The organism is Orbaceae bacterium lpD01 (assembly GCA_036251705.1).
GTDB classification, from domain to species: domain Bacteria; phylum Pseudomonadota; class Gammaproteobacteria; order Enterobacterales; family Orbaceae; genus Utexia; species Utexia brackfieldae.
In genome coordinates, this window is record CP133959.1 from 1,683,924 (window position 1) to 1,703,223 (window position 19,300).

Consider the following 19,300-nt stretch of genomic DNA (forward strand, 5'->3'; position numbering starts at 1 on the left):
AGTCACTGTTTTCGGACAAAATCGCACTGATTTTTTCGCTGGTTATTTAGCTTAACATTGATTAAATAAAATACATCCAGATCTATTCTACTGATTCGATGATAGACAAAAAAAAATTTTCAATTATTATATTGATAATTGTTATCATTTACATTTGCATATGAGAGGCTTTACCGGTGTTTGTGACAGAAGATATGAGTTATCGTATCGACCAGAGAACGATTTTGAACCCCACTTCAGTCACGTTAGAAACGGGTAAAGTTTACGGCATCATTGGTCATAATGGTTCGGGCAAATCAACCTTTGCTAAACTGTTAGCACATCAGTTAATCCCTTCTGCCGGCCAGATTGAAATCGATCAAACAGCACTATCGGCGTTTTCAAGCAAAGATTTAGCCAAAGTGATTAGCTACTTACCGCAATATCTGCCTTCCGATATCCATTTGACCGTTGAAGAGCTGGTGAAACTGGGTCGGTTTGCCTGGAAAGGCTTAACCAAAAAGTATGATCAACAAGATCAAGCGATTATTACGCAGTCACTTGAGCAAACCGATACCTTACAATTTAAAACCCAGTTGCTGAGCGGATTATCCGGCGGTGAAAGACAGCGGGTCTGGCTGGCCATGTGTTTAGCTCAAAAAAGCCAATATTTGATCCTTGATGAGCCGTTATCAGCTTTAGATATCAATCACCAAATCGAAGTCATGCGTCTGTTGCAACAGCTCGCGCATCAATATCAGCTGACCATTGTGGTTGTTATTCATGATATTAACTTAGCCAGTGAGTTTTGTGATCAAATTCTGGCTTTTAAACAGGGCCAACTTATCTATAATTTACCGGCACATGAACTGATTCAGCCCGCGATATTACAAGATATTTATGATATGCCTTTTTCAATTGTGGCACACCCGCAGAGAAAATATCAAGTTGCCTTACCATGAAAATCGCTGTTTATCTGGCCACAATGGCCAAATGGTCAATATTATTACTCTGCTTAGCGTTGAATGTGACGGCTTTTGCACAGGTAGCCAAACCGGCGCAAAAAATTGTCACGACCGATTGGACCATTGCCGAAACCCTACTGGCGATTGATGCTCCCCTCGTAGGATTAGGCGATAAAAAGCAGTATGATATTTGGGTCAATACGCCGGTAGCGGGTGATGCAGTCATCGATTTAGGTTCACGTGCCCAGCCTAATCAAGAAGCGCTGATCAACCTAAAACCAGATCATCTGATCAATGCGACATGGCTACAAAATATCTTACCGTCCTCAATGTCAACTTTAGGTATACAGCGCTCAGCAGTGGATTTCTATACTGATAAAGGCCTTGATTGGTCACATTTAGTGGCGACGACTTTAGCACTGGGTAAATTAGTCGATAGAGAACATAATGCTGAGCAACTGATTTCCGATTCCGAGCAGCAATTAGCCCATGACCGAATGTTGTTAACCCCTTATCAGGACAGATCTTACGCAGTCGTGCAGTTTATCGATTCACGTCATTTACGCATCTATGGCGAAAATAGTTTATATGGTTTAGTGCTGACTCAATTGCATTTAACCAATGCCTGGCAAAAGCCGACCAATGCCTGGGGTTTCAACCAGATTACCTTATTAGAATTAGCCCAGTTACCAGCCAATACCGTATTAATCATTGTAAAACCTTATCCCGCTAACGTAGCTGAAAAATTACAACAAAATGCCCTGTGGCGTGCACTGCCATTTCACCAAGCCAAACAATACCGCCTATTACCGGCAGTCTGGTCGTTTGGCGCGCTCCCGTCCATCAAACGTTTCAGCCAATTACTCACTGAATCGATAACCGATACTCATCTGGCAACCTGGTAACTCATGATTAATTCTCTCTCTCCTGTACAAAAACTGTCCCGGCTTAATTTACTACTGTTTATCCTGACAATGGCTGCCATCAGTGTCGTGCTATATCTGGAAATTAAGCTGCAGTCACCCTTGATAAGTAGCTCGAGCCGTGATGCTTCACTGTTGCAGCTCATTATCACCCAGCAAATTGCCCCTCGTTTTATTATGGCGTTACTGGTGGGCGGTGCATTGGGACTGAGCACAATCATCTTACAACAGATAACCCATAACCCTTTAGCAGCAGATACCACACTCGGCATTAGTGGTGGTGCCTATTTTATGCTGTTAGTTGTCACGTTATTTTTCCCGCAACTATTGATGTGGGTGGATGCATCATTTATTGCGCTAGTCGGTGCTTTAGTGACACTGGTGATCGTGCTGAGTTTATCTTACCGAAAACAGTTTCTGTCGACCCGAATGTTACTAGCCGGTCTGGTGCTCAATCTCTATTTTGGGGCTTTTGCCGCCGCTTTAGTGATCTTTTATCCAGAAAGCGCTAAAAATATTTTGCAGTGGGAAGCCGGCTCGTTAGTTCAGGATAGCTGGCGGGATGTCTATCATCTGGGGTTGGTCACGATGTTATCGATTGTAATTATTTTGCCACTTATTCGCTCTCTACATATTATGCAGCTCGATGATAATCAAGCCCGCAGCTTAGGCGTGCCAGTCAAGTTGGTTCGTATGGTCTGCCTGCTGGTTCTATCCTATCTTTGTGCAACGGCGATTAGTTTAGTCGGTATGATCGGGTTTATTGGTTTAGCTGCTGCCTCGATGATCAATCAATTTAAATTAGAACAAGCTAAATATAAGCTCATCTTTGGCTTTACCACGGCAGCCTTACTCCTCTTACTGACAGACTGCGTGCTGATTATTATCCAATATGTTAGCGGTTATTACTTACCCGTCGGCACGGTAACCGCGTTTATTGGTACCCCTTTACTGCTCTATTTAATTTTTCGTGCCCTGCCGGTGCAAATTCAATGGCAACCCGCGCAAGCTGTCGGTACTGGGTTTAAGACGAATCGCCTGAGCTATCGTCATATCTTATGGATGGCGCTGTTACTGGTGATACTCATTACCGTCAGTCTGGGCATCAGCAATAGCGCCAATGGCTTTATCTGGACCGGATTCCCGGCTGATTTAATAGCGATTAAATTGCCGCGACTCTTAACCGCGGTCGGCTGTGGCGCGATGTTAAGTCTTAGCGGTGTACTGCTACAGCGTTTGACCCATAATCCTCTAGCCAGTCCTGAACTGTTAGGGATCAGTGCTGGTGCGGCTATCGGGGTTATCGTCGCTTTTTTACTTTTGAGTTTATCGTTAGAGATGATTTGGCTATTTGGTTTAGCTGGCGCGATACTGACTTTTATTTTTATCAGTCTGATCAACTATCGTCATCAATTTCAGCCTGAAAAAGTGATTTTGACCGGTATCGCTATTTCAGCACTCTTATCAGCACTGCTACGCCTGTTCTTGACCAGTGGCGATCCACGCATTCAAGCGTTACTCGTCTGGTTATCGGGTTCCACCTATGCCAGTTCGCTATCAGGTGGGCTATTAAGTTGTCTATTTGCCGGGCTATTTTTACTGTTAATCTTATTGCTTAGCCGTATGCTGACGCTGTTTTTACTCTCTGACACCATCGCGTCATCATTAGGCTTAAATGTCTCTATTGCGCGGATTCTATTTATTATCATTGCCGCAGCACTCATTACCGTTGCCACCTTACAAATTGGGCCACTCAGCTTTATTGGTTTGCTCGCGCCATTGCTTACTCGGTTACTCGGCATCCATGAGATTAAAAAACAACTGATAAGTGCAAGCCTTATTGGCAGCTGCTTAATGTTACTGGCCGATTGGATTGGCCGTAATCTACTATTCCCTTATGAAATCCCAGCCGGCTTGGTGGCTACCTTGATTGGCGGAAGCTGTTTTTTCCTACTCATGAGACGCATTTGATGAAAAAATTTTCCATAATAACAATACTTCAATCGCAATCCCGTCGCCTCATTGGCGTGATTATCTTGACACTGCTATCCAGCCTGACGGGTATTTTTGTCATGAACTATATCAATGTCTATCTATTGGTTGATACTCATGAGTTAAGCCATATTCTGGCGATATTTACCGGATTGATTATCTTCTATCTGGTTGTCTCAACGATATCACAGATCTATATCTCTTCGCTTGGTCACCACATTGTTTATGAAATGCGCACGGATCTGTTAAAACAGATTCTATATAGCGACTACGAAGATATCAGAACCCGTGACAGAGCACATATCATTGGTAGTCTATCTCATGATATTCAACAAATTTCCTTTGCTTTTGTCCGTTTACCGGAACTATTACAAGGTGGTTTATTTGTTATCTTGATTTGTGGTTACATGGCGATGATCGCCAGTAATCTGTTTTTTGTCACGGTGATTTGGCTACTATTAACCCTAATCGGCGGTAACTGGTCAGTCAAACAGGTGTATCGCTATTTAGACTCCGCCCGTCAAGCACGCGATAATATCCATGAACATTATGAGCAATCACTCGACGCTTTTCGAGAGTTAAAACTCAATCACCGTCGACAAGATACCCTTTATCACTCCTTTATACAGACTAATGCAGATTATAAAAATAGTGTGATTCGCGCTGATTCCTATCATGCTTTTGCCGGTAATTTCACTAACATTATGATGCTGATGGGGGTGGGGATTATCTTCTACTTATCGGTGTTTCATCACTGGGCCTCTTTTCAAAATGCCACCACGATTGCTATCGCACTGCTATTTATGCGTACACCGTTAATTAATGCCGTTGGCGCCTTTCCCACGCTGATTCAAGCGTTAGTCTCATTGAAAGGCATCAACCAATTAAATTTAGCACCGGTTGAACCCAATCTGGCTGTTCCGCCTTTCAGCCATGATTGGCAGCAGATTCAACTCAATCAGGTCTGCTATCAGTATGAAAATAGTCCGTTCTCATTAAAACCGACCCAATTTACCTTAAAAAAAGGCGAAACCGTCTTTGTTATTGGTCAAAATGGCAGCGGTAAATCAACCTTTTCACTGGTTTTAAGTGGCTTAGTGGCACCATCTGCTGGCACGATTAGCATTGATGATCAGGTGATTACCGCAGAGAATATTCACCAGTATCGCCAACTGTTTTCGGCTGTCTTCACCGATTTTTATCTGTTTGACTCGCTAATTGATGAACAGGGTCATCCGGCAGCTCAAGTCGATATCGAGAAATGGCTAAAATTGCTTGAGTTAAGCCATAAAGTGACCGTCAATGAGCATAGGTTAGCTTCTACCGCTTTTTCGCAAGGTCAACGTAAACGGTTAGGCTTGTTATTATCCGCCTTAGAAAACAAACAGGTACTGATTCTCGATGAGTGGGCGGCGGACCAAGATCCCTATTTTCGTAAAATATTTTATCAATCGCTACTCCCTATTTTAAAACAGCAAGGTTATACCATTATTGCCATCAGTCACGATGATCGCTATTTTCATCATGCCGATCGTATCGTCCAGCTCGATAATGGTTATTTAACAGAACTTCCCCACACGCATGGAGATAACAATGCATAATAATTCCAAAAAGATGATCAAAAAGACATTTATTGCTCAGGCCATTTTCATATTGACCTCAAGTCATTATGCATTGGCTGATGAAAGCAAAACCGATATCATTTACGTGGTCGGCTCTATCGCTAAAACCAGCGGTTCGGTAAAATTCTACGATACTCAGGCAACGAATGTCATTGATGAAAAAACTATCAGTGAAAAAAATTATGAGAAAGTAGACCAAACACTCTCTTACACGGCAGGGGCTCAGCAAGGGATGTACGGCCATGATAGCCGCAGTAACTGGCTAAAAATGCGCGGGTTAGATGTCTCTTATACCTATGATGGTTCACCACAAATTAGTACCGGCTATTTCGGCGATACGCGGGAAGTCTATGGTCTGGAGCGTGTTGAAGTGCTAAAAGGGGCCAGTTCACTACTGTATGGCTCAAGCAAACCTGGCGGTACCATCAATTTAATCAGTAAGCGACCTACTGAGAAACCACAAGGTGAAATCAAGCTGTTTGGCGGCACACAAAATAATTATGGTATTGGTGGCGATTACAGCGGTGCGTTGTCTGATGATAATAGTGTCCGTTATCGGGTCGTCGGTCATTACCGTGATAGTGATGGTCAGCAAGACCACACTGGACTAAAAAGTTACTATTTTGCACCAAGCGTTATCTGGGATATCAATGAAAATACCGCCATCACCCTACTGGCTTCCTGGCAAAAAAGTGAAGGCATGCCAGAAAACGGCTTCTTCACACCTTACGGTACTATCATCAATACCCCAAATGGTAAGATTGATCGTAACACCTATTTTGGTGAGCCCGGTTATAATCACTATAAAAAAACTAATGACTCCATCGGTTATGAGTTTATTCATCTGTTTGATAATGGCATTACCTTTACTCAGAACTATAAATATACTCATGAAGATCTGAATATTCGTGGTGTTTATGCTTCTTATGCCATTCCTGAAACGCAGCAGTTAGTGCGCAACTCCTATGCCCAAATCGGAAGCATGAATGCCCATACCATTGATAACCGCCTAAGTAAAACCTTTGAAATTAACGACTGGCGCGATACACTACTGATAGGCGCTGATTATAATTATACTAGTATGTCTGGTCGTGACTTTAATAATTATGGCGACTCAACTGTTGATCTCCATCATCCACAGTACGGTTTTACACCAGCAGAACCGTTTAAGCCGTTCAGCTTAAAAGCCAATGAATATGGCCTCTATATGCAAAATCAGCTGGTGTATAACAATAAGTTAATCTTAAACCAAGGTGTCCGCTATAATCATGTGAACAATCACGGTTATTGGGATAGTAGTGATTTTGATCGCAACTATGGTCATACCACTTATAGTGCCGGCGCAATGTATATCTTTGATAATGATATTGCGCCCTACTTTAACTACTCAGAATCGTTCCAACCTGTTTATGGCTACAGCAATAGCCAACAGACAATCTATAAGCCTTATACCGCTAAACAGTGGGAAAGTGGGATCAAATATTCACCAGATTGGCTAAATGGCGAAATGGTCATCGACTATTTCCATATTACGGCACAAAACTCATTTTTCTCTAATGGTACTGGGCAGGCTGCACAGGCCTTAGAGTCGCGTAACAAAGGCGTAGAATTCCAACTCAATAGTCAGGTTACCGATAATGTCAACCTAGCGGTGAGCTACACCTATACCGATTCGCAGACCGATACTAGCACCACACAATCTATACAATCTCCTTTGATTCCTAAAAATGCTGCTTCAATTTGGGGTTATTATACGTTTACTGAGGGCAGTTTAGCCGGTCTCACTATGGGAACAGGTATCCGTTATGTGGGTACAACCAAAGATGAATCCACTTTACCGAATGATAAAATTCCTGATTACACAATTTGGGATGCGATGGTGAAATATCAATTAAATTCATCATGGTCGCTACAAGTTAACGGCACTAATCTGACTAATAAAAACTATATTTCAGGCTGTAGCTATTGGTGTTATTATGGTGCAGAGCGTAGTTTAGTGGCCAGTATGATCTATCATTGGTAGCAATAGCCACAGATTCGATTGTCTTTTTACCATTCTTGATGGGGCTGCCATGTCAGCCCCATCAGTTTATCTTACTCGTTAACAATCAACACAACTCTCTTATTACTGTTGGCTATGTTTAGCAGAACTGTATTTTGCTGTGATCTATCATTCCCATCATAAAAATAACGTTCCGGCTGACGACGTTCTCGCCTGCTCGATTAAACTCACTGATTCACTGTGTAATTGACAGATAAGCCGTCCACCACGCTCAGATAGTTGTTCCGCCAGCAAGATAGATTTATTCAGTTGTTTCCCCCATAGCGGCGCAAGCACACAGTGTGAAGAGCCGGTAACCGGATCTTCCAAGATACCTTTTGCCGGTGCGAAATAGCGCGATACAAAATCAGCCGAACCTTGTCCGGCTGCAGTAATAATTAAACCTGGCAACGGTAATTGCCGAATCTTTTCAAAATCAGGCTCAAACTGGCGAACGGTTTTTTCGTAATCAAGATAACATACATAACGGTCGAGTGTGGTATAAATCTGTTTTACTGGTAAATCCAACGCCATTTCAATCAATCTACGGGTTGCCACTGTATTATCTAACTCAGCCTTAATCACTGGGAAATTGAGTATGATATCCTGCTGCTGAAATGCAGTCTTTAGGATACCTAATCGTGTTTTAAAATACAGTATTTGAGGTAAGTGTTGTTGATGCTGACGCAATATATGGGCGGTAGCCAAAGTGGCATGGCCACAGAGATCGACTTCGCGCTTAGGGGTAAACCAACGTAAATACTGGCCGACTAAAAAAGCCGTTTCAGATAAATTGAATTCAGATGCAATCGACTGTAATAATGTCTCAGTAGGCCACGATTCAAGTAATACCACCGCAGCAGGATTGCCCTTAAAAGGTTCTTGAGTAAAAGCATCTACCACATAAAAGGGTATTTCAATACGAGATGGGGTAAGTAACATAAGCAATAAACCTTAAACAATGATCGACTTAATTGTATCTTCCACAGAGATCAAAAATTATCTAATTCAATCTAGCCAGCCCCAATTAGGCAGGTTGTGTAACTAATTGATAGCCAAGATATTCACCAACCCATGATTCTATAGGATATTAAACTATACGATAATCTTGATACAATAGTAAGTCACTCTAGTGAAATAGGCTGATTTATAAATCAACTCGCTTATCTTGCTCGATGTTAACCTGACTAACGATTAATCATTAAGTTATGTTGGTTATTATAACACTATTCCCGCCCAGTTTAGGATAAAGCCTAGTATAACTATGATTGCTATTTATCAATACAAAGAAAAAAGCGCCATTAGACGCTTTTTCTCATCGTTTTTATCATGTCCGTAACAATATTATCGTTTTAGTTACAATCTTACTGCTATTTGACCTACTGATAAGAGTATATCAGGCCGATCATTGATTTGAGAGAGCCTGGTTTCAATGGCTGGCTTGTATTGCGCATATAGGCAAATTGCAGGGGAAGTGAGACAGAAACCCTCGAAGTACCATCAGGTGCGTAAGTAGCACCATATAGATACTGCGTCTGACCAGGAATTCCTTTGTTTGAACCATCTGGACCGAATTGTAAGGTTTCATATTTAAAGCCTATGATAGAGTACCCAAAACCTGATCCAGTAGAATCGGGGGTCAGCGTTGAGATCGTTGAGGTGTTGGTTTTATCGTTCAAATCCATCACGGCATATCTCAACGAGATACCTGAATCACAAGTCATATTAAATGTAACTGGGGTAGTTTTTAGGAAAGTACCATTAGTTGCAGCAGTAGCTTCAGCCCAGCTTAACGTCGGCATATTAACCACAGCGGTATGACTTTCTGGTGTACAAGTTAGCATATTTCCTGTAACTGTAGTTTGACCTAAGGAGACATTAACTACTTCTTGAATCACGCCATTTTCATCAATACAGTTTAAGTGATATATTTGCTGACTCGGTAATACCGTAATGCCCGATTCAACTCGTCCTTCTAGTTTAATAGGGAGCGAATTGCTTGTTATATAAAATCCAGAGGTCGTTCTTCTGGCATTTTCCACCCAACCGGTCCAAATGGTTTGGGTAGCAGGCTGAAGCTGATAAGTCGTTCTAGGTATAGTATACGGAGTCACTTTGGTATATTGCCCGTAACCAGATGTAATTTCAAATACATAGTTATCTGAAACTGTTACACCCGTCCAAGCTACATCAGGTACCAGATCAAGCCTAGCAAGGTTATAGCTAACCGTAGCGTCATAACAGACCTGTCGTAATGAGGAATTATAGGCCCCAGTGAGCGCTGTGCCATAGCCATAAACACCATCGGCTGGGCCTGAGACGCCTATCCCGGTTCCCCCATAAGAGAAAGCAGTTATAGGCACCGCGTTGGCTGAAAAGGAGATAATTGAGACTATCGTTACCAAACAGATTGAAAAAAAATATCTCAGTTTATTACTCAAATTATTTTTGAATGCTTCTATCATGTAAACATTACTCCTCATGATTATCTTTAATTGACTACTCTGCTTTAGCAGTTGCTTTATCATATATTTTTAATTGTGTGTTTATTTAGCGTTAAACAACTTAATATCATTAATTCAAAAAGAGAGCATAAATTCATTCTATCACTAGCTGTTAGCTTATATTCTAGCTTAGGGCATCGTAAAATAGTTAATCTGAACCAGCAATGATTCAAATACGTTACCCATATAAACGACCTACCCATCGATGTGTATCAATTTGACAGATAAATCGCCTTTACGATTGAATCATCATCATCGATAAAAGAGACCCAAACCTGACATACGCTATTTTTACAAAACTGATCAACCGACAAACTTTCCTGCGGGGCGAGTGTTTTACGAAAGGCATTACTACTGTTTTTTTCATCGGCAAGATCCATTGTAAAAACATAATTAGATAAATTTTTTAATTCGAATTCACCTTTGTCACTTTTAACTAACTTAAGTTGACTAAAATCAGCCTTCCTTAACTCGGCATGCCGATAGATCAAGTTAAAATGTGCTCTAACTGCTAGCGACACCGTGGATTTACCACTATGAATTTGCGATTTAGGTATCATGGCGACAGAGAGTTGATAAAGTTCATCGACATTACTTTTTTGATGATTAACCGGAATAATCAACTGAGTATTGGTATTATTCTTTGTTAAAACAAATAATGCTGGCGTGATAACAAATTGACCATTATTATTTTCAATCGTTGTTTTTATTAAAAAATCATGCTTATCATTATTCATTAGCTTAATATAGACGCGTTTTGAATCATCATTAAATGCGAAACGAGTTCCCATAACTGTCACGCCGGCAAAACAGTTTACTGATAGGCTTAAGATAAAAACGAATAGATATTTAATCATAAGATATTTCAAAAGAAGCTGTGGCAGACACTTTACCTTGAGAACTTTCCGGTAAGGTTCTTACATAAGCGACAATAAAACCGAGCTTATTGCGCACCACAGTAGAATTAAGTTTAAAATCCGTACTGTTACTTCGGATATCTAGATTTTGTTGATTTTCATCATACAGACCTAATGCAATGCCTTTGGCGTAACCATCTCCAGCAGAGTCCAATTTCAATAAATTAGGCATGTCTGTGTCACTAATCCCCGTAAATTTAACATGAGCCACGGATGTAGTCGGGGGGCAATAGTCTAAACTAATACTAAACGGGGTTTGGCCAAAAGGCGTGCCAATACTGATATTCGTTAATGAACTTGATATCATTTGCACGACAGAGCTACTCGAATCACTAACAACGACACAAGTTGAAGCAGTTACCTTAGCAGAGATACTAATCTTTACTTGACCATCATCAGCAAATACTGAAAAGGAGCTAAATAGCACCGTACAAAATACTATCAGAAAAATGTTTTTATTCATAATACATATCCAAAAATAGTACAGCTGAGGCATCACCAGCCGTGACTGGTAAACTTACCGTACGATAGCGTACGTAAAAATCAAAGGCATAAGTTGAACCAGTAATACCACTACCATAAGCCGTTTTTACATTCAGGTTATAACGTTGTCTGATAGACTCTTTCAAAACCTCGACCGCTAAACCTTTGGCAACCTCGTCAGTTCCTGACCCCGTAACTTTAAGTAAAGTAGAATCGGTATTGTCTGCCTGACCGGAAAACATAAAAGAGAGTTGATTAACGGTTAAATAACAGTCTAGGTTAATTGTAACTTTTTTTGAATCAGTTACATTCCCTATCTTACTCATCGACCCAGAGCTGATATCATCAAATACAATACTTTGACTTAAACTATCCGAATTCACATCACAACTTTGATTAGTAAGCCTACCATTAACTGTAATGGCGACATCGTAGGCATAAGTAGATAAGCTCAAACTACTCAACACGATAAAAACTAAAAAGCGGTTTCTTTTATTCACGCATGACTCCTGATTTTACAAACAGTCAACATCAAGCTTATTAACCACATCGGCTTTAAAATCCGCACCATAGTTAATCGTAAAGCTACAGATATTATTTTCACCCAACTTGACCGTATATTTGGTATTATCTTTCACACCACTGAGATAGACTGTACCATCATCATCTGCAACGGCAATACTATTATCTAGGGTATTGGTTACCATGGTACCAAATAGTATCGGTTTATTATTATGTTTAACTAAAACCAGGAAGTTATAACCACTTCGTACATCAAAGACAACCTTGGTAATTGCGCCTCGTGTCGGGGCAACTTTTAAGATTTTAGTATCGATATCAAAGTCATTACCAAAACTTACTGGGTCGAGCTCCACATCGTTATAGTGATACGGTGTCGAATAAGGTATCAATGCATAACCATCTTTATTAATTGTCACTTTATCAACCTGGTTAATTTTAGCCCCTTCGGCACCCTTCGCTTCAACAAGAATGGCGGTATCGCTTGCCTCACGACCAAATACAAAACCATTATAATGGAGCAATGCTGAACCAGTAATACCATAGTTTATTTGAGTTGTCGGTTCTGAATAAGATAAACCCGCATTGACTTGCATCATATCCGCTTTATAGTTAGCACTGAGATTAGTCACATTAGAACGAGAATCTTTATTTACGGTTTGATAAATATTATAATTCAGATCATCATCTAATGCTGAACCATATAAACTTGTACTGTTGCTATAAGACTTATCCGTTTTATTGTATAAAAAACTATTTGATGCATACATAGTGCCACGTCGACTATCACCAGTGGAGAGTGGCATAGTTAAATAAAAGTAGAATAGATCATTGGCCGAACCGTCATAAGTATATTTATTATAACTTATGGAGACTAATAGATTATTTAATTTCTCTAGTGTTTTATTCCAGCTGACCTGAAGATTTTTAGCTGTGCCACCGCCCCAATAAGAGGTGACATTGCCCCACAACGCAACTTGACCAAGTTGACCCAAGCTCTGTGCAATACTCCATTGATAAGAGCTCTTCATTCGACCCGCTAAGCTATAGTTATTAGAATATTCACCGGTTAAGGGATCAAAAAATTTGTTTCGTTTTTTGAAAGCCGCCTCATTGAAAGTATAATAACCTGATGTTGAATATCGATAACCGGTTAATTGAAGATTTGTACCCGTTTCATTGAAAGATTTAGCGTAGAGAATACGATAGGACTGACCAATATCATTACCTCGATCACCCAGATCAGTAATAGAGTTAACCGCATCAAAAGACATGGCACCGAACCCACCAAAATCTTTAGCGATACCTAAACCTATCGCATTATAATGCGCCGATATCTGAGCACCGCCATACAGCGTGGTTTGCAGAGGTAAGCCCATTGAACCTGAAAGCTGTACGAAGCGCGTTTGATCAAGCCCTCGTATATCTAGCTGGCCTAGGGTTGCAGAATAATTATAACCACCCAACTTTAATAAATTAGGCAAGGTTGAGTATGGTATAATATATTTACTCACACTACCATCAGCCGCAGTGAGTTCGACTTCATAATCGCCACTACTCCCGACCGGATTCAAGTCAGTAATATCATAAGGGCCAGGATCGACAAAAGTTTGATAGACAATAAGACCATTCTGTCTGATGACCAATTTTGATCTCGAGTTAGCCACCCCTTTGATCGGTGGAGAATAACCGCGTTCACTATCTGGCAACATCTCATCTGCAGTGGTCACCGTTGCCCCAATATAAGGTAATGAATCGAATAAATTAGAACCAATAGAATTTTGTCCTACGGTTAAACGACTTTTGATCTCTCTAAAATCTCTTGTCGCATAAACATTACTGATACGTGTATCATTAGTGGTTTTGTTACCATACCGACTTTGAGTCCAGTAAACATTTCCATTGAATCGCCATGGTCCCACATTTAAGCGATTGCTTAATCCAATATAATTATAAGAGTAATTATCGCTATGTTTATTCCAAGAATTACTACCATTAATATTATAGTTAGTGATTAACGCAGGAATACCATCATCCCAATCCGCTTCTTTGGCCAGCGTTGAGCGCACTGAATCTAAATAAATTTGTGGAATCGACAGATTTAAGGATAAATTGGCAAGATCAATACTATAATCAAAACCCGGAATATGTTGAGCAATATCGATACAGGCATCGGGCGATAATGATTGCGTTTCTAATTCAAACTCTTTTTTAAGCACTTTATTAAATGGAATAATATCCACTATACTCTTGGTGAAACAAGGTGAAACTTTTTTGTTACCATCATCGTCTTCCGCAAATTTGATTTGGATATTTTTAACAAATCGCTCACCAATACTGAGATCCAAATAGTAAATGCCCGGAGTCACAGTATTACCACCGGCTAGATAAGAGAGATCTTGAAGAGATGCAACATCCCCACCTAAAAACATCGGATTGAAGTAATCTTGAGAATATGAAAATCCTACTCGAGAGCAAACTATGACAAAAAAAACTGTGCGTGCTATTCTCATTATTATTTCCGACCTAAAAAGTTCTAACTAAAATCGCTCACCGAAAACAATTACTTAATTGAGTGGGCAAACTTTATTTGCTAATTGCACGCCGTAATCATTGATAACATTGAAACTTAACTGATTGGGTTTAACAGTGCTTTTGAGATAAACAGCATCTTTGGGGGGGATTGTTTCACCCTTAGAGATCTCTTTACCATTGACCGTAAACGAAGCTAGATTCATATAATAAGGCGTCGGATTATCGATTTTAATTTGGTTATTAGCATAGCTACAGCGAATATTTTTGTAAGCTTCCAATGGATCATCAGTTAGATTAGCCGGTCTCATAAATAATTTAATATTCGTTGTAGTAGAAATTAACAGAGAGTTAGTTATATTTTTTTGTTCTTCTGTTAATGAAGGAATGACTTTAGCATTAAAAAAGTATATTTTCTCTTTATCTACGGGTAATTTATTTTTGTCTCCAGTATAAACAATTCTTAAAATACTATTGGTATTGCCTTTTAAAACAAAAAGTGGTGGCGTCACAACAAAATCATTCACTTTGTTGCCGTCTTTATCTGACACCCATGATTGAACAAGATAATTATTTTTTGGTGCGCTATTAAAGATTTTTAGTGACACTTGGTTTTGATTAGATGGATAAATAACACGCGTTGCACCTAAAGATACACCATCAGCATAGGCTGATTGGCTTAGAGCACCTAATAGCAAGAGAACTAAAATATTTTTTTTCATATCAACACCATTATCTTTAATAAGAAGTATTAGCAGGTAAATAAAACCTGCTAATACGAAACCACTTTAAATCAAGCTTATTCTTAGTTATAAGTTAACATAAAGTTAGCAACTGATTGTACTTTACCTGCAGTTACTGAAGCTGCTGTTGAAACATAGTCAACAGAGAATGGAATAACTGCTTCTTGGCCTTCAGATAGAGCTGCAGGAGCAGATTGACCAGTACCTAAAGTCATCGCAGCATTATCTGGACCATAGATTTGTAAACCAACGTTAGACGCTGCACCAGTACCGGCATTGTTTGCTAGTAAGTTTGGAGAAACAGCATCGCTTTGGCCTGTAAAGCTAACACTTACGTTTTTATAAACTGAAGTATCGCAATCAGCTAAAGTGATGTTAAAAGGTTGACGTGCATTAGCAGCTTGATCTTTTGCAGTGAAAAGACTTGCGCGAACTGTATCTAATTTAACCACATCGCTACCGTCAGATTGTTTTACTGAACAAGCACCTTGAGTAATTTCACCATTAAAAGTGATTTGACCACCTGAAACAGTAATTGGCGTTACAGTAGCAGGAGGAGTGACTGGATCACCTTCAGCAGCAAACGCAGAAGTTGCAACTAAAGAACCAAGAATCATAGTAGTTAACGCTAGTTTATTCATTTTCATGTTTAAATTCCTTTAAAATTCCTTTAAAAAAAGTTACCTTTCTCAATGAAGGTGACGTAATTATATAATAAAAAAACTAAATAACAAGAAAAAAATAAGATAAGAATGTAAAGAAAACTATAGTTGGCTTATTTACATTTTGATGTATATTGATAACGATAATTTAACACATTAATGACAATTTATTTAAATTTAATCCTAGTATATTCATTTTTTAATGGAATAAAAATTGTTTTACCCTATTAAAAATATGGATAGCTTTTCGGTAAAATCAAACACCATAAAAATCAATAAATCATTGTGATTAAACACTTTTTACCAGCATTGCAAAAAGAATAAAAAAAAGCCATACGATCTAAACAACGTAAAAAGTGAAATGAGCCCCGTTATTAACCACGAATTTACCCATAAATTTTTTTTTAATGAAAGTATCATGATTGTTAAGCAATATCTCATACGTATCGTAAATAAAACGATAATAAAATTAGCGCTGATGATTATTTCCCAGTTATAACGGTCATCATCGGCGATCATCCAACACGTTGTTCGACAATGGATGACATTGCCCTATCAAATAAAAACGGCGCAATTTTCCGGCTATTTTTAGTTATTTTTTTATCAAATAGACGCGGTTTAATGATCAATAGAAATAAATTAATCTCAACATAAAAAAATAACTTGTTGATATTATTTTATTTTTAGAGATTCTGCGATATCCCCACCATACGGGCATCTTCGTCATCAATCATGACTATTAGTGTTACGTCTTATACTATATCTATCGATCTGATAATCAGCTAAAGTGTTAAAAAGATAATAATTAGTTATGACAAAATTAACAAATATAATCAACTATAAGACAACTTGCTGAATTAAAACACTTACCTGCTTGATCTGGCAGACCACTCTATAAAAACTATTTTAGTGATAACGCTACGTGTTGATGTCTTTACTTTAGCCCGATTGATTTGCTTAACACCTAACGCGTAATAAAAGAGCAGCTATGAAAAAAGTTAAGCGCTTATTGACACGACCTTTTGTCGGCGCTAATTCGCCCAACAGGCGCTTTGCTGTTATACGTTTATAGACTAAAATGGCTAATCATCACGATTCGATTAACCCTAAAGCTGATCCTGCTGGTTTATTGGTGAAGTAAAGATGGAAGGGAAGAGAATGGATAGTTGGTTAATAATCATTGGCACAAATGAGTACTCATTTGATTATCCATGACGATAGTGGTATAAAAACTAAACAATCAATTTCACGGCTCATCACAATAATCAGATTGAGTCCGATCAATACCGAAGCGATAACCCGGTGATATCGTAGGAATACGACAACTATTTGTCTTGCTTGGTCAGTCAGATTGATGATGTTTACCGTGAGCCGTGAGCTACAATCGCTGTGTAGGATAAAGTGCCTATCTGACTTAAACTACCATCAGATTCAAACAACTCTGCATATGTTTGATAAGAAAATCTCAAAAAGGAGCACTATTATGACAATTAAAGTATTTGGTTATGCCGCGCATTCAGCTTCCACTCCGCTCGTACCCTTTCATTTTGAACGGCGCGATCCACGGCCTGATGATGTAGTCATTAATATTGAATATTGTGGCGTTTGCCACTCCGATTTACATCAAGCTCGCAATGACTGGGGCTTTAGCACTTATCCAATTGTACCAGGACATGAGATTGTTGGCAGAGTGACTGCGACAGGTAGTCAGGTCAGCAAATTCAAGATTGGTGATTTAGTCGGTATTGGCTGTATGGTGGACTCTTGTCGAACTTGTGCACCCTGTGAAGCAGGTCTGGAACAGTATTGCGAACACGGCCATGTCGGTACCTATGCGAGTGAAGACCTACATGATCACCGCCCAACTTATGGCGGCTATTCACAAACTATTGTCTGTTCACAAGATTTTGTGCTTAAAGTGCCTGAAAATCTGGATACCAAAGCTGTTCCCCCACTACTCTGCGCAGGTATTACCACCTGGTCTCCGCTAAAACACTGGAATGTGACGAAAGGTAGCAAAGTCGCGGTTGTCGGTCTGGGTGGCCTTGGCCATATGGCCATCAAACTCGCCCATGCACTCGGTGCTGAAGTCACGCTGTTTACCCGTTCAACTAGTAAAGAGCAGGATGCTAAAGCCTTAGGTGCACACCATGTGGTGCTGTCAACTGATGCTAATCAGATGCGGGAAGTGATGAATAAGTTCAATGTCATTATTGATACCGTGCCTTATGATCACGATCTAAAACCTTATATATCGACTTTGGCACTAGATGGTACATTAGTGTTAGTCGGTTATTTAGGCGATTTTAGTGCCAATAGTGTACCGATGATTATGGGCAGAAAGTCGATCGCCGGCTCGGTGATTGGCGGCATAGCTGAAACACAAGCATTACTGGATTTCTGTGGTAAACATAATATTGTATCAGACATTGAGATGATCGCTATGCAAAATATTAACCATGCCTATGAAAGAATGCTCAAAAGTGATGTCAAATATCGGTTTGTGATTGATGTAAAATCACTGGCGAAAGAGCAAGCAAAATAGGCGATTGCGCTAGTCTTTCCAATTGAAAGGACTTACCAATACTGGTAAGCCCTTTTTTTACGCTTGAACTACTCAGACTAAGCGGATTTGCTTTGTGCCGTTTTAATCAAGTTTTGCAGTCATCATCACTCTATTACCCATCAATAAACTATGCACTCCTGCACAGCAAATCTATCTATCGATTTAAGCGGCTATTTGATTATCACTTGACAATATTTTGCATAAGACGAAAATTAAAATTCCATCCATGTTATCTCAATATAGAATAAGCAAATGCAAATACAATTAAAAAGAGTATACGCACCAGCCTTAGCTGAAGATGGTTTGCGCGTTTTAGTTGACCGATTATGGCCAAGAGGGATTAAAAAAGTGGATTTAGCTTATGATATTTGGGCTAAAACAGTCGCGCCATCAGCCGCATTACGCAAATGGTATCATGATAATCCAGCCCTCAGATGGGATGATTTTAAACAGCAATATTGGCTGGAGTTAAAAAGTAATGCTGAGATCCCCTCCTTCGTTAAAGATATGCTTAATCAAAAAGTGGTAACTTTATTATATGCAGCCAAAGATGAGCAGCAAAACCATGCGATAATTTTAAAATCGTTTCTCGAATCGGTGATATCGGCGGATAAGACAACTAAAAAATAACAATCGTTCAAATGTGATGAAAACGAATAAGTAATGATAAGTATTGAAATAGTGTGAATAACTGAATCAGATAAACTGTAAAGGCATGAACATCATAAAAATAAGTGGTGCCAGTGGTCGGACTCGAACCGACACGCTTTTAAGGGCGGCGGATTTTGAATCCGCTGCGTCTACCGATTTCGCCACACTGGCACTGCGTAGTGCTATGGCATTATACTCAGC

Annotated in this window: 15 protein-coding genes and 1 tRNA gene; 7 read left to right on the plus strand and 9 right to left on the minus strand. The window is 39.6% G+C overall.

What is annotated here, in order from left to right:
• Positions 1 to 176: 176 nt before the first annotated feature.
• The 5 genes from RHO15_07570 to RHO15_07590 are packed head-to-tail and all read left to right on the plus strand — an operon-like array spanning position 177 to position 7,504.
• A complete protein-coding gene (locus RHO15_07570) occupies positions 177 to 941 on the plus strand; it encodes an ABC transporter ATP-binding protein (protein WVD63335.1) in 765 nt (254 codons plus the stop codon).
• The gene (locus RHO15_07575) at positions 938 to 1,849 is read left to right on the plus strand and encodes an iron-siderophore ABC transporter substrate-binding protein (GenBank protein WVD63336.1); all 912 of its coding nucleotides are present in this window, start codon (positions 938 to 940) and stop codon (positions 1,847 to 1,849) included. The genes RHO15_07570 and RHO15_07575 overlap by 4 nt, the downstream gene beginning before the upstream one ends.
• Before the next feature lie 3 nt (positions 1,850 to 1,852).
• Positions 1,853 to 3,838 carry a Fe(3+)-hydroxamate ABC transporter permease FhuB gene (gene fhuB / locus RHO15_07580; GenBank protein WVD63337.1) on the plus strand — a complete coding sequence of 662 codons (1,986 nt, stop codon included), beginning with the start codon at positions 1,853 to 1,855 and terminating at the stop codon, positions 3,836 to 3,838.
• The gene (locus RHO15_07585) at positions 3,838 to 5,460 is read left to right on the plus strand and encodes a multidrug ABC transporter permease/ATP-binding protein (protein ID WVD63338.1); all 1,623 of its coding nucleotides are present in this window, start codon (positions 3,838 to 3,840) and stop codon (positions 5,458 to 5,460) included. The genes fhuB and RHO15_07585 overlap by 1 nt, the downstream gene beginning before the upstream one ends.
• Positions 5,453 to 7,504: a TonB-dependent siderophore receptor gene (locus RHO15_07590; GenBank protein WVD63339.1), complete on the plus strand. Its 2,052-nt coding sequence runs from the start codon at positions 5,453 to 5,455 to the stop codon at positions 7,502 to 7,504. Before RHO15_07585 ends, RHO15_07590 begins: the two co-directional genes overlap by 8 nt.
• Before the next feature lie 156 nt (positions 7,505 to 7,660).
• On the opposite strand, the gene RHO15_07595 is transcribed toward RHO15_07590, so the two are convergent.
• From RHO15_07595 to RHO15_07630, 8 genes are all read right to left on the minus strand, one after another.
• Entirely contained in the window at positions 7,661 to 8,464 is an 804-nt protein-coding gene (locus RHO15_07595) for a PhzF family phenazine biosynthesis protein (GenBank protein ID WVD63340.1), read from the minus strand.
• A gap of 437 nt (positions 8,465 to 8,901) precedes the next feature.
• The gene (locus RHO15_07600; protein ID WVD63341.1) at positions 8,902 to 9,927 is read right to left on the minus strand and encodes a hypothetical protein; all 1,026 of its coding nucleotides are present in this window, start codon (positions 9,925 to 9,927) and stop codon (positions 8,902 to 8,904) included.
• Positions 9,928 to 10,238: 311 nt separating this feature from the next.
• Positions 10,239 to 10,883 carry a fimbria/pilus periplasmic chaperone gene (locus RHO15_07605; GenBank protein WVD63342.1) on the minus strand — a complete coding sequence of 215 codons (645 nt, stop codon included), beginning with the start codon at positions 10,881 to 10,883 and terminating at the stop codon, positions 10,239 to 10,241.
• Entirely contained in the window at positions 10,876 to 11,406 is a 531-nt protein-coding gene (locus RHO15_07610) for a fimbrial protein (protein WVD63343.1), read from the minus strand. The genes RHO15_07605 and RHO15_07610 overlap by 8 nt, the downstream gene beginning before the upstream one ends.
• Positions 11,399 to 11,926, minus strand: coding sequence for a fimbrial protein (locus RHO15_07615; protein WVD63344.1), 528 nt, complete (start codon positions 11,924 to 11,926; stop codon positions 11,399 to 11,401). The genes RHO15_07610 and RHO15_07615 overlap by 8 nt, the downstream gene beginning before the upstream one ends.
• 15 nt (positions 11,927 to 11,941) lie before the next feature.
• Complete coding sequence (locus tag RHO15_07620) at positions 11,942 to 14,377, minus strand: fimbria/pilus outer membrane usher protein (GenBank protein WVD63345.1); 2,436 nt, start codon at positions 14,375 to 14,377, stop codon at positions 11,942 to 11,944.
• A gap of 135 nt (positions 14,378 to 14,512) precedes the next feature.
• Entirely contained in the window at positions 14,513 to 15,199 is a 687-nt protein-coding gene (locus RHO15_07625; GenBank protein WVD63346.1) for a fimbria/pilus periplasmic chaperone, read from the minus strand.
• 83 nt (positions 15,200 to 15,282) lie between these two features.
• Positions 15,283 to 15,867 (minus strand): fimbrial protein, encoded by a 585-nt coding sequence (locus RHO15_07630; protein ID WVD63347.1) that lies wholly within the window; start codon positions 15,865 to 15,867, stop codon positions 15,283 to 15,285.
• Between the two features lie 1,498 nt (positions 15,868 to 17,365).
• Between RHO15_07630 and RHO15_07635 the strand changes: the two genes are divergently transcribed.
• Both RHO15_07635 and RHO15_07640 read left to right on the plus strand, forming a co-directional pair.
• Complete coding sequence (locus RHO15_07635) at positions 17,366 to 18,427, plus strand: NAD(P)-dependent alcohol dehydrogenase (protein WVD63348.1); 1,062 nt, start codon at positions 17,366 to 17,368, stop codon at positions 18,425 to 18,427.
• A 273-nt stretch (positions 18,428 to 18,700) separates the two neighbouring features.
• Complete coding sequence (locus RHO15_07640) at positions 18,701 to 19,078, plus strand: DUF488 family protein (GenBank protein ID WVD63349.1); 378 nt, start codon at positions 18,701 to 18,703, stop codon at positions 19,076 to 19,078.
• Positions 19,079 to 19,183: 105 nt separating this feature from the next.
• Here the strand turns inward: RHO15_07640 and RHO15_07645 are convergent.
• Positions 19,184 to 19,270, minus strand: a tRNA-Leu gene (locus RHO15_07645).
• Positions 19,271 to 19,300: the final 30 nt, after the last annotated feature.

Excerpts from the sequence above, each read along its gene's own strand:
- RHO15_07585 (WVD63338.1), top strand. The coding sequence starts at position 3,838 with ATGAAAAAATTTTCCATAATAACAATACTTCAATCGCAATCCCGTCGC.
- RHO15_07620 (WVD63345.1), bottom strand. The coding sequence starts at position 14,377 with ATGTTTTTAGGTGGGGATGTTGCATCTCTTCAAGATCTCTCTTATCTA.
- RHO15_07575 (WVD63336.1), top strand. The coding sequence starts at position 938 with ATGAAAATCGCTGTTTATCTGGCCACAATGGCCAAATGGTCAATATTA.
- RHO15_07640 (WVD63349.1), top strand. The coding sequence starts at position 18,701 with ATGCAAATACAATTAAAAAGAGTATACGCACCAGCCTTAGCTGAAGAT.
- RHO15_07635 (WVD63348.1), top strand. The coding sequence starts at position 17,366 with ATGACAATTAAAGTATTTGGTTATGCCGCGCATTCAGCTTCCACTCCG.
- RHO15_07605 (WVD63342.1), bottom strand. The coding sequence starts at position 10,883 with ATGATTAAATATCTATTCGTTTTTATCTTAAGCCTATCAGTAAACTGT.
- RHO15_07610 (WVD63343.1), bottom strand. The coding sequence starts at position 11,406 with ATGAATAAAAACATTTTTCTGATAGTATTTTGTACGGTGCTATTTAGC.
- RHO15_07625 (WVD63346.1), bottom strand. The coding sequence starts at position 15,199 with ATGAAAAAAAATATTTTAGTTCTCTTGCTATTAGGTGCTCTAAGCCAA.
- fhuB (WVD63337.1), top strand. The coding sequence starts at position 1,853 with ATGATTAATTCTCTCTCTCCTGTACAAAAACTGTCCCGGCTTAATTTA.
- RHO15_07595 (WVD63340.1), bottom strand. The coding sequence starts at position 8,464 with ATGTTACTTACCCCATCTCGTATTGAAATACCCTTTTATGTGGTAGAT.
- RHO15_07630 (WVD63347.1), bottom strand. The coding sequence starts at position 15,867 with ATGAAAATGAATAAACTAGCGTTAACTACTATGATTCTTGGTTCTTTA.
- RHO15_07590 (WVD63339.1), top strand. The coding sequence starts at position 5,453 with ATGCATAATAATTCCAAAAAGATGATCAAAAAGACATTTATTGCTCAG.